Genomic DNA, 10,266 nt, shown 5'->3' on the forward strand with positions numbered 1-10,266 from the left:
GCCAGACAATAGACTTTTGATGAACATCAATACCACAGCATGTTTCAATCATAACTTCCATAATAAAAACCTCCAATTCTATCATTGAACAATAGAACAAGAGGTTGTTAGTGATTTTATTTTCACGTTCAAGACGTATTCGAGTTATCTCACGGCCCTTGTTTATCCAGTTTTTTGTACAGGCTAGGCAAAGCCCTATTTAACACCACGGATTTGTATTGTTCACCTTAATTATAGTCGGTGATTCTTTTTCTGTCATGAGTTAGCAGGCGAAACCTGCTTAGAGTTTTTTATGCTTCTAATTACTAATTATTTTGCATTCAGCGCAGCCATTGTAATGTAGTTATATGGCTTATTAAAATGTGGTAAGAAGAACAAATCAGTGAGCGCTAATTTATCAATCGTTAGCCCTTCTTGGATAGCTAATGAGAAGAAATGTATACCAAGTGAAATATCAGTCATGGCTAGCATCTGAGCACCTAATATTCTTCTTGTTTTTTTGTCATAGGTTATTTTTAGGGTCACTTCATAATTATCTTTTTTGATGAAATCAGGTTTCTGCTTATCAGAGTATTCTATTTCTTCTGCGTCAAAACCTTTTGATTGAGCTTTTTCAAGTGTTAATCCTGTAGAAACAAGATTAAGACCATAAATTGAGATTCCATTTGAGCCTTGTACACCAACACCTTCAAGACTATGTCCACAAGCATTGTGAGCAGCGACGATACCAGTTCTTACAGCATTAGATGCGAGAGCAATATAGTCTACTTCCTGCGAAGCATTGTTATAAATCGTAGCACAGTCACCTATAGCATAAACTCCAGAAACACTTGTTTCCTGCTTCTTGTCAACGAGAAATGCACCATTTTTATACAGTTTGACACTTCCATTTGATAGACTAGTGTTTGGTTTAAAACCAACAGCTAGGATAACCATATCTACCTTGTAACTTGCTTTATCAGTAATGAGTTTCTCAACTTTTCCGTTACCAGTAATCTCTTGTACGTTCTCACCAAAAGCAAGCTTAATACCGTGTTCTTGAAGATTTGCTGCCATGATATCACTAAAATCGTCAGCGTAATAACCTGAAAGACAAGTTTTAGCGACATCAATTAGCGTTACCTCTTTTCCCTTGCGCTTGAAGGCTTCAGCAAGCTCGACACCAATATAACCTGCTCCTACTACTGCAACTCGTGAAATATCTCTACCATCTAGCTTTTCAATAACATCTTGAGCATTCTGATACAGTTTCACAAATTGAATGTTTTCTAGTTCTGCTTGAAATTCCCTTGAATCTTCTTTAAGTTTAGCACCTTTAATCGGTGGAACGATTGGCTGGGATCCTGTCGCAAAAATCAACTTTTCGTAAGTTTCAACATGCTCTTTTCCATCAACTAAGGCTGTAATTGTTTTTTTATCATAGTCAACAGCTATTACAGGAGAATTCATGTAAATCGTAGCTCCTAACACTTCAAGTTCCTCCTTACTTGAGTAAAAAAGTCCTTCAGGACCAGAAATTTGGTCTCCAATCCATAACGCCATGCCACATCCTAAAAAGGAAATATTTGAATTTTGATCAAAAACTACGACCTCATTTTCTGAACCATAGTTAGTTAAGATTGTTTTTATGCAGGCTGTACCAGCATGGTTTGCTCCGATTACAACAATTTTACTCATAAAAGTAACCTCACATTATTTATTTAGTTTAATATAACATATAATTAAAACGCTTACAACTTTTATGCTTAAAAAAGCTGGTAAAATACCAGCTCATTTTATTATTTAGATTTAATGTAATTGATACCATCTGCTTTTGGAGCAACTGCTTTACCAAAGAATGCTGCCAAGACAACGATTGTCAAAACATATGGAGCAACTTTCAAGTAAACTGATGGAATACTTGAGAAGAACGGCAATTGTGCACCGATAATAGCAAGTGATTGTGACAAGCCAAAGAATAGACTTGAAAGCATTGCACCAATTGGATTCCAACGACCGAAAATCATTGCAGCAAGCGCGATGAAACCAGGTCCAGCAATAGTTGTTACTGCAAAGTTGTTAGAGATTGTTTGGGCATAAACTGCTCCACCGATTCCTCCAAGGAAACCAGAAATCATAACACCTGCATAACGCATGAAGTAAACATTGATTCCAAGTGTATCTGCTGCTTGTGGGTGCTCACCAACAGAACGAAGACGCAATCCAAAACGGGTTTTAAAGATGATAAACCATGAAATAAATGATACTAAAATTGCAACATAAGCAACTAAAGATGTATTGTTAAAGAAAATTTTACCAATAACTGGGATATCTTTCAAAATCGGGAATGAGAAGCGACCGAAAGTTTGAGTAATAGTATCTGTTTGACCTTTACCAAACATATAGCGACATTGGAAAACAGCAAACGCTGGAGCAATCAAGTTAAGTACAGTACCAGAAACGACGTGGTCAGCACGGAAATTAATTGTAGCTGCAGCATGAATAAGAGAATAAACAATACCAACAAGACCTGCTACAATTGAAGCAACCCAAGGAGTTGCATGTCCAAAAACATCGGCGTATTTCAAGTTGAAAACAACACCAGAGAAAGCACCCATAACCATGATACCTTCAAGACCGACGTTGACGATACCACCACGTTCTGAGAATGTACCACCGATACTTGTAAAAATCAAAGGTGCTGAGTAAATTAACATGGAAGAAACTAATAGGGCTAACGTTGTTGAAAAACTCATCTTACTTTCCTCCCTCTTCATTTTTAGTTTTAATAAATTGACGAATCATATAATCTGCTCCAACAAAGAAGATAATGAAGGCAGACACAACATCGATAACTTCTGATGGGATACCAATCATACCTGTTTTACCGATAGCTAGAACAGCATACAAGAATGCTGCAAATGGAATACCTAAGGCAGTATTTACTGCAAGAAGTGAAACAGCCATACCGTCCCAACCAATACTTAGAGAACTTGTTTGTGAGTAAACATTTCCAAATGTACCAAGTCCTTCCACAGTACCACCAAGACCGGCAAGGGCACCAGAAATAATCATTGAAACAACGATCAAACGTTTAGCTGACATACCAGCGTATTCAGCAGCGTGAGAGTTGATACCAACTGAGTTAATTTCATAACCCAATGTTGTTTTACGCATCATAAACCAAACAACCACAACAGCAATCAAGGCGATGAAGATACCGATATTGATACGAGAGTTATCTGTCAAAGCTGATAACCATTCTGTTTGATAAGAAGCATTTTTAGAAACTTTGATAGTTGCTTCTGTTGTACGCATGATTTTATCAGAGAACACATCTTGAATAAGATACTGTGTACCATATAAGATAATGTAGTTCATCATGATTGTAACGATAACTTCACTTGTACCAAGGAAGGCACGAAGAATACCTGGAATTGCACCCGCAATACCACCAGCAATAAGACCAACTAAAACAGTACAAATTACTGAGATTGGTTTTGGTAGACCTGGGAATGAAAGTGCAAACCAAACCGACATTACCCAACCGATTAACGCTTGACCAGGAAGACCAACGTTAAAGAATCCAGCTTTTGAAGCAACTGAGAAACCAAGCGCAATAAGGATTAGTGGACCCATTGCACGGAAAATTTCACCAATATTTTTAACTGAACCAAATGCTGTATAAAGCAAATCGTTATATGCCCATAGTGGATTGTAACCAAAAGCAAGCATAAGAATTGCTCCAAGCAACATTCCAAGGAAGACTGCAATCAATGGCACAGCCCATTTTTGAGTTTTCTTAGACATTAACATTAGAATCCTCCTTTTCCACTTTACCACCAGCCATCAAAATACCAAGTTCTTGTTTATTGGTTGCGGCAGCGTCTAAGATACCTTGAATTTTACCATCGTGAATAACGGCAATACGGTCAGAAACATCAAGGATTTCATCTAATTCAAAGCTAATTACTAAGACTGCTTTACCTTTATCACGCTCCGCTACCAAGCGTTTACGGATATATTCAATCGCACCGACGTCAAGACCACGTGTCGGTTGACTAACGATAAGTAAATCAGGATTACGGTCAATTTCACGAGCGATAACAGCTTTTTGTTGGTTACCACCTGATAAGGCACCACCTGAAACGAGTTCACTAGCTGCACGAACGTCAAATTCTTTCATCAACTTACGAGCATGTTCATTTAATTTATTGTAGTTCATGAATCCATGTTTGCTGAATGGCTCTTTATAGTAAGTTTGAAGAGCAATATTTTCAGCAATTGTCATGTCGAGAACCATACCATCACGGTGACGGTCTTCTGGGACATGCCCAACACCCAATTCAGTAATCTTACGAGGACGTTGGTTAGTCATGTTAATGCCTTTAATGAAGAAGTGACCTGACTCTACTTTGCGCAAACCAGTCAAAGCTTCTACCAATTCAGTTTGGCCGTTACCGTCGATACCCGCGATACCAACGATTTCACCAGCACGAACATCAAGTGACAATTCTTTAACTGCTGGTACTCCACGGTTTTCATTGACAACTAAATCTTTAACTGACAACACAACATCTTTTGGATTTGCTGGAACTTTATCAGTTTTAAATGAAACTGCACGACCAACCATCATTTCTGCAAGTTCGCTACTTGTTGAATCAGCAACTGGAACTGTTTGAATTGACTTACCGTGACGAATAACTGTAACTCGGTCAGCAACAGCGCGGATTTCATCAAGTTTGTGAGTGATCAAGATGATTGATTTACCTTCTTTAACCAAATTACGCATAATATCAAGCAATTCAGTGATTTCAGAAGGTGTTAAAACAGCTGTCGGTTCATCAAAGATAATGATATCTGCTCCGCGGTAAAGTGTTTTTAAAATTTCAACACGTTGTTGCGCACCAACTGAAATATCAGAAATTTTGGCAGACGGATCTACGGCTAGACCGTATTTCTCTGATAATTCTTTGATTTCTTTGCTTGCTTTTTTAAGGTCAAGAATTCCAGGACCTTTTGTTACTTCATTACCCAAGATAATGTTTTCAGCAACTGTAAAAGCTTCTACCAACATAAAGTGTTGATGAACCATTCCGATACCCATCTTAGCTGATTTAGATGGTGAGTCAAGCCTTGCTTCTTCACCTTTTACTAAGATTTGACCACTTGTTGGTTGTAGAAGACCAGCAAGCATATTCATCAAAGTCGATTTACCGGCTCCATTTTCTCCGAGGAGAGCGTGGATTTCACCTTTTTTGACTTCTAAATTAATATGGTCATTTGCGACAAAATCACCAAATTTCTTGGTAATCTCACGCATTTCTATGACGTTTTCATGTGTCATGTGTGATCCCTTTCAGTCTAATAATAATTTTTAGGTCAGTTAAGTCCATTAAAACATGATTTAATGGACTTAACTGAGATAAAAATAAGATTTATCTCAGTCCCTGAAAAAAGGCGACCAAATTGGTCGCTTTTTTCAAAAGAGCGATTATTTGTTTACGCCATCATCTACTTTTACTTCGCCTTTGATAACTTTTTCTTTTGCAGTTTCTACAGCAGATTTGATGTTATCTGGAAGGTTTTTAGTAACAAGATCAACACCACCGTCTTTAAGACCGTATGTTTTAGTTGTGTTACCTTCAAATTTATCACCTTTGAGTTGACGGTTAGCAATATCATTAACAACTTGACCTACTTCTTTGATTGTTGAAGTCAAAACAAAGTTTGATTTCACTTTATCCGATGAAGTGTAGTTACCTTCTTCAGTTTGGTCACGGTCTACACCAATAACCCAAACTTTTTTGTCGCTATCAGCTGGTAATTTTTCGTTGATTTCTTTGGCTTGTGAGAAGACACCAGTACCAGAACCACCTGCAGCTTGGTAAATAACGTCAGAACCACCAGCATACATTGTTGCAGCAATTGTTTTACCTTTAGCTGAATCTGAGAAAGAACCAACGTATTGAACATCAACTTTGATAGAACTATCAACTGATGCAACACCTTCTTTAAAACCAGTTTCAAAACGAGTAATTGTATCAGATTCAACACCACCTACAAAACCAACGTGTTTTGTTTTAGATTGCATTGCAGCTGCGATTCCAGCAAGATATGCAGCTTCATTATCTGCAAACAATACACTTTCAACATTTTTGTGGTCTGCAACAACATCATCGATAATAACATAGTTTGTATCTTCATTTTGAGGTGCAGCTTCATCAACAGCGTCGTGAAGGTTGTAACCAATCGCAAAAACAAGGTTGTAACCATTTGATACAGCTGAGTCTAGGTTTGTTGCATAGTCTGACTCACTATCAGATTGGAAGTAAGTGTAGTCAGTATCTTTTTTCAATTTGTTTTCTTTACCCCAAGCTTGCATACCTTCCCAAGCAGATTGGTTGAATGATTTGTCATCAACACCACCTGTATCAGTAACGATTGCAGCTTTTACGCTAGAATCTGAGCTTGAGCTAGATGAATTTGAACGACTACATGCGCCAAGCGCTAATGTTGCTACTGCAGCAAGTCCAAGACCAACAATTTTCTTGTTCATGAAAAATGAACCCTCCTAAAAAACTTATAAGCAACCTTCGTTGCTAAAAATCTATCAAGCCAATTGGCTTAATGAACAACTTTCAGAACAGACTTCTGTGAGTCCTAAAACCGTGGCAATGTCACCACCTGACCATCATCGCGACCGTCAACAATCAAAAAATGTTCTATTTCTTCTTAACTAATGATTAATAGCTACCTTCTGCTGCTGTTTCACCATTTACAATAGCGACACCCGAAGAAGCACCGATACGAGTTGCACCAGCTTCAACAAATGCTTCAGCATCTGCATATGTACGAGCACCACCTGCAGCTTTAACACCAACGTTTGGTCCTACTGTTTTACGCATTAAAGCAACGTCATGAACATTTGCTCCAGCAGTTGAGAAACCTGTTGAAGTTTTAACATAATCTGCACCAGCAGCTACAGAAAGTTGACATGCTTTTTCTTTTTCTTCATCAGTTAGTAGACAAGTTTCAATGATAACTTTAACTAATTTATCACCACTTGCTTCAACAACAGCACGAATATCATTTTCAACAAAATCATATTGTTTAGCTTTTAATTGACCAATATTGATAACCATGTCAATTTCATCAGCACCGTTTTCAATCGCATCTTTTGTTTCAAAAGCTTTAACACGACTTGTATTTGCTCCAAGAGGGAAACCAATAACAGTACATACTTTAACGTCAGAATCTTTCAAAGATTCTGCTGCGTGAGAAACCCATGTTGGATTTACACAGACGCTTGCAAAGTTGTACTCTTTAGCTTCAGCAATGAGTTTATCGATTTGCTCTTGAGTGCTTTCAGGTTTTAACAAAGTGTGATCAATATACTTATTAATAGACATTAAACTAGTTTATTCCTTTCTGAGAATGATTTTATCATTCTGATTAATATTTACACCTCATCTATTCTACCATTTTTTCGACACAATAAAAGTTTTTTTGAGTATTTTTTTAATAATCAACAAAAATGGCAAAATCCGAAAATTATTTTTAAAGGAATTCTACAATGTTAAGTCAATAAAAAGCTTATTAAAGAACATTATACACGATATATATGTCATATATGTCATATGTCATATTCGTTATTTCTGAACTATTTTACAAAAAAATATATTCATTGGCAAGTTTTTCTAAAATAAAAAACGGTTTTTACTATTGTTTGAAAACGGTTATAATAGTTATTTTTATCAATATACTTAGGATAAATATTCATTTTTGTATGACTTAAATGTCATAATTATTCTATGACATTTGTCATAAACACTGATATATCAAGGATAAAATAAAAAACTTTATCAAATAAGAATCCAATTCTCATTCAATAAAGTTTCATAAATATTTTTTAATTTTTTTTACTTTGAAGGATATAATAACCTTTATCACGTTTTAAAATCTCAACATTTCCGAAAATTTCTTCCATTTTCGCTTTTGCACTTGGGGCACCTTGTTTTTTCTGGATGACAATTGTTAAATCGCCACCATCATTCAAATAGTTAATACTTTCAGAAATAATTGTATAGACCACTTTTTTTCCAGCACGAATCGGTGGGTTACTGATAACGTGATTAAAAGTTCCAATAACTTTTTCGTAGATGTTCGATTGATAAATGTCTGCACCAACACCATTTTTGTTCGCATTTTGCTTAGCCAAATCAATCGCACGGTTATTGATATCGACCATTGTTGGCTTTATTCCTTGAACTTTGGCTAATGAAATTCCTAATGGTCCGTACCCACATCCTAAATCCAAGAGTGTTTCACCTTGATTAAATTCTAAACTATTTAAAAGAACTTGGCTTCCGTAATCTACCATTTTTTTAGAAAAAACACCTGAATCAGTCAAAAATGTGAATGATTGACCAAGTAGTGTGACTTTTAATTCATGAATATCATGAGCACTATCAGGGTTTTCAGCGTAATACATTTTAGTCATTCTTCTATCACTTTCTCTTATAATGCATTTCTATTTTAGCACACATTGTAACTGTTTTCAATCTATCTTTAAAATGCTATAATAAAGTACACAACCTCTTTAAGGAGTTTCGTATGGCAAACGAATTTATTAATTTTGATCTTATTTCTCGTGAGAACTGGAAAGAATTTCACCAACAGACACAACCACCTCTTACGGCAGAGGAACTTGAGTCTATTAAAAGTTTGAATGATAACATCAGCATTCAAGATGTTATTGAAGTCTATCTTCCGCTGATTAGTTTGATTCAAATTTACAAAAACTCACAAGAAAATTTATCTTTCTCTAAAGGGATTTTTCTAAAAAAAGAAGCTAGCAAACGACCTTTCATTATTGGTATTTCAGGCTCAGTTGCAGTTGGAAAATCAACAACAAGTCGACTTTTACAACTGCTTTTAGCTAGAACGTTTAAGGATAGCAAAGTTGAAATGGTTACCACTGATGGTTTCATCTATCCAAATGAAGTTCTGATTGAGAAAAATATTTTAGACCGCAAAGGTTTTCCTGAAAGCTATAATATGGAACTTCTCTTAAACTTTTTAGATACGGTCAAAAACGGCATGACTGCTCATATCCCAGTTTATTCACACGAAGTTTATGATATTATACCCGACCAAAAACAAACCATCGAAGCTCCAGACTTCTTAATTGTTGAAGGTATTAATGTTTTTCAAAATCAAAAAAACAAACGTATTTATATGACAGGTTATTTTGATTTTTCAATTTATATTGATGCTGAAAATGAGTTAATCGAAAGATGGTACTTAGAACGTTTTGACAGTCTGCTAGAATTAGCTAAAACAGATAAAACAAACTACTATAATAGATTTGTAAAAATGCCTCATAACGATGCAATTGAATTTGCTAAAATGGTCTGGAAAACGGTCAATCTTGTTAACCTTGAAAAATATATCGAACCAACTCGTAATAGAGCAGAGTTAATCTTACATAAGACCAACAATCACAGAATTGACCAAATTTACTTGAAAAAATGAGTAAATTTCACTGAAACGACGATTAAGACTTGCCAAATCGCAATAAATTCTATATAATAATGTAGTTAGATTAATTTGGAGGTGAAAACATTGGCAAATATTAAATCAGCTATCAAACGCGCTGAACTTAACGTTAAACAAAACGAAAAAAATTCAGCACAAAAATCAGCTATGCGTTCTGCTATCAAAGCATTTGAAGCTAACCCATCTGAAGAGCTTTTCCGTGCTGCTTCTGCAAGCATCGACAAAGCTGAATCAAAAGGTTTGATTCACAAAAACAAAGCTAGCCGCGATAAAGCACGTCTTGCTGCTAAATTGGCTAAATAATATCCAATGAAAACTCCAAATGGAGTTTTTCTTTTTATCTAATGAACACTCTTACAAAAAAAGCGCTGATTACAGCGCTTTTTTAAGGCTCTATAATTTCTATAGTGGGTAAAACTCCACTGTGGAGATTATAGATCTTTTGAGTGTACACAAAAAGTCCCATATGACTTATAATGAAAAGCGACCAAACAATTCATTAGAAAGGCTCATATGGAACTACTTAAGAATACCACAGATTTAATCGGATTGAAAGACAAAAATATTTCTATTCTCTGCGCTCGGCAGCATCCATCTCATATCGAAATCAAAGCTAAGTTGGATTATACTGCCCCTTTATGCCCCCATTGTCAAAGGAGTCTAAAATCCCTATTCTTGACGCACAGGGAATGCCTACCGTCCTCAAACTCAAGAAGCGACGCTTTC

Annotated in this window: 9 protein-coding genes and 1 pseudogene; 3 read left to right on the plus strand and 7 right to left on the minus strand. The window is 36.0% G+C overall.

Annotated features, from left to right (window positions below):
• Positions 1-309 precede the first annotated feature (309 nt).
• The 7 genes from nox to HMPREF0819_RS02370 all read right to left on the minus strand — a co-directional run bounded on the left by nox (position 310) and on the right by HMPREF0819_RS02370 (position 8,482).
• The gene (nox, locus tag HMPREF0819_RS02340) at positions 310-1,677 is read right to left on the minus strand and encodes a H2O-forming NADH oxidase (RefSeq protein ID WP_004231747.1); all 1,368 of its coding nucleotides are present in this window, start codon (positions 1,675-1,677) and stop codon (positions 310-312) included.
• 101 nt (positions 1,678-1,778) lie between these two features.
• The gene (locus HMPREF0819_RS02345; RefSeq protein WP_044023276.1) at positions 1,779-2,735 is read right to left on the minus strand and encodes an ABC transporter permease; all 957 of its coding nucleotides are present in this window, start codon (positions 2,733-2,735) and stop codon (positions 1,779-1,781) included.
• 1 nt (position 2,736) lies between these two features.
• Entirely contained in the window at positions 2,737-3,789 is a 1,053-nt protein-coding gene (locus HMPREF0819_RS02350) for an ABC transporter permease (protein ID WP_044023409.1), read from the minus strand.
• Positions 3,782-5,326, minus strand: coding sequence for an ABC transporter ATP-binding protein (locus tag HMPREF0819_RS02355; RefSeq protein WP_004231754.1), 1,545 nt, complete (start codon positions 5,324-5,326; stop codon positions 3,782-3,784). Before HMPREF0819_RS02355 ends, HMPREF0819_RS02350 begins: the two co-directional genes overlap by 8 nt.
• 147 nt (positions 5,327-5,473) lie before the next feature.
• On the minus strand, positions 5,474-6,538 hold the full coding sequence (locus HMPREF0819_RS02360) for a BMP family lipoprotein (RefSeq protein WP_004231758.1): 1,065 nt from the start codon (positions 6,536-6,538) through the stop codon (positions 5,474-5,476).
• 187 nt (positions 6,539-6,725) lie between these two features.
• The gene (deoC, locus tag HMPREF0819_RS02365; RefSeq protein ID WP_004231760.1) at positions 6,726-7,391 is read right to left on the minus strand and encodes a deoxyribose-phosphate aldolase; all 666 of its coding nucleotides are present in this window, start codon (positions 7,389-7,391) and stop codon (positions 6,726-6,728) included.
• A gap of 500 nt (positions 7,392-7,891) precedes the next feature.
• Positions 7,892-8,482, minus strand: coding sequence for a class I SAM-dependent methyltransferase (locus HMPREF0819_RS02370; RefSeq protein WP_004231762.1), 591 nt, complete (start codon positions 8,480-8,482; stop codon positions 7,892-7,894).
• 113 nt (positions 8,483-8,595) lie between these two features.
• Between HMPREF0819_RS02370 and coaA the strand changes: the two genes are divergently transcribed.
• The 3 genes and pseudogenes from coaA to HMPREF0819_RS09105 form a co-directional block, all read left to right on the plus strand.
• On the plus strand, positions 8,596-9,516 hold the full coding sequence (gene coaA / locus HMPREF0819_RS02375; RefSeq protein WP_004231766.1) for a type I pantothenate kinase: 921 nt from the start codon (positions 8,596-8,598) through the stop codon (positions 9,514-9,516).
• Between the two features lie 75 nt (positions 9,517-9,591).
• Complete coding sequence (gene rpsT, locus HMPREF0819_RS02380; protein ID WP_004231769.1) at positions 9,592-9,843, plus strand: 30S ribosomal protein S20; 252 nt, start codon at positions 9,592-9,594, stop codon at positions 9,841-9,843.
• A gap of 210 nt (positions 9,844-10,053) precedes the next feature.
• Positions 10,054-10,266: pseudogene (locus HMPREF0819_RS09105) on the plus strand (ISL3 family transposase); the annotation flags it as partial.

Source organism: Streptococcus equinus ATCC 9812 (assembly GCF_000187265.1).
Classification (GTDB): domain Bacteria; phylum Bacillota; class Bacilli; order Lactobacillales; family Streptococcaceae; genus Streptococcus; species Streptococcus equinus.

What these genes read in the sequence shown, in the direction of transcription:
- HMPREF0819_RS02350 (WP_044023409.1), bottom strand. Translation starts at nt 3,789, where the DNA reads ATGTCTAAGAAAACTCAAAAATGGGCTGTGCCATTGATTGCAGTCTTC.
- HMPREF0819_RS02370 (WP_004231762.1), bottom strand. Translation starts at nt 8,482, where the DNA reads ATGACTAAAATGTATTACGCTGAAAACCCTGATAGTGCTCATGATATT.
- HMPREF0819_RS02355 (WP_004231754.1), bottom strand. Translation starts at nt 5,326, where the DNA reads ATGACACATGAAAACGTCATAGAAATGCGTGAGATTACCAAGAAATTT.
- deoC (WP_004231760.1), bottom strand. Translation starts at nt 7,391, where the DNA reads ATGTCTATTAATAAGTATATTGATCACACTTTGTTAAAACCTGAAAGC.
- nox (WP_004231747.1), bottom strand. Translation starts at nt 1,677, where the DNA reads ATGAGTAAAATTGTTGTAATCGGAGCAAACCATGCTGGTACAGCCTGC.
- HMPREF0819_RS02360 (WP_004231758.1), bottom strand. Translation starts at nt 6,538, where the DNA reads ATGAACAAGAAAATTGTTGGTCTTGGACTTGCTGCAGTAGCAACATTA.
- coaA (WP_004231766.1), top strand. Translation starts at nt 8,596, where the DNA reads ATGGCAAACGAATTTATTAATTTTGATCTTATTTCTCGTGAGAACTGG.
- HMPREF0819_RS02345 (WP_044023276.1), bottom strand. Translation starts at nt 2,735, where the DNA reads ATGAGTTTTTCAACAACGTTAGCCCTATTAGTTTCTTCCATGTTAATT.